Here is a 658-nt window from a genome sequence, read left to right on the forward strand (position 1 = left end):
CGTCGCGATGGAGGCCCGCGGCTTCGGCGCCGGGCCCCGGACCTGGGCGCGCGAATCCACCTACAGCATGGTGGATGTGTGGGTGGTGCTGGGCGGGGCGGTCATCGCCGGCGCAGCCGCCGCTGCCGCGGTGGCCGCCGGGACCTGGAACTTCATCTTCGTGTGAACCGGTACGGCGGACCCCGGCGATCCATGCCGGCCGGGTCCGCCGAACCGTTCAGGACTACGGCTTGAGCACCACCTTGATGCAGCCGTCCTCCTTCTTCTGGAACTTCTCGTACATCTCCGGCGCCTGCTCCAGCGGAACCTGGTGGGTCGCCAGGTCGAGCACGCCCAGCGGGTCCGACGGGTGGTCGACCAGCGGCAGCAGATCGTCGATCCACCGCTTCACGTTGCACTGGCCCATCCTCAGCTGGAGCTGCTTGTCGAACATGGTCAGCATCGGCAGGGGGTCCTTCATCCCGCCGTACACGCCGCTGATCGAGATCGTGCCGCCGCGCCGGACGGCGTCGATCGCGGTGTAGAGCGCGTCGAGCCTGTCCACCCCCGCTGCCTCCATCGCCTTGCGGCCCACGGCGGACGGCAGCAGCCCCACCGCCTGGTGGACCGCGCCGGCCACGGGCGAGCCGTGCGCCTCCATGCCCACGGCGTCCACCAC

2 pseudogenes are annotated in these 658 nt (G+C 70.7%); one reads left to right on the plus strand and one right to left on the minus strand.

Features of this window, described 5'->3' with window-relative positions:
- A pseudogene (locus AC5RV2_RS18790) lies at nucleotides 1–166 on the plus strand (energy-coupling factor transporter transmembrane component T family protein); the annotation flags it as partial.
- A 57-nt stretch (nucleotides 167–223) separates the two neighbouring features.
- Here AC5RV2_RS18790 and AC5RV2_RS18795 read toward each other — a convergent pair.
- Nucleotides 224–658 (minus strand): annotated as a pseudogene (locus AC5RV2_RS18795) (glutathione-dependent formaldehyde dehydrogenase); the annotation flags it as partial.

The organism is Arthrobacter sp. Y3225116 (genome assembly GCF_059091245.1).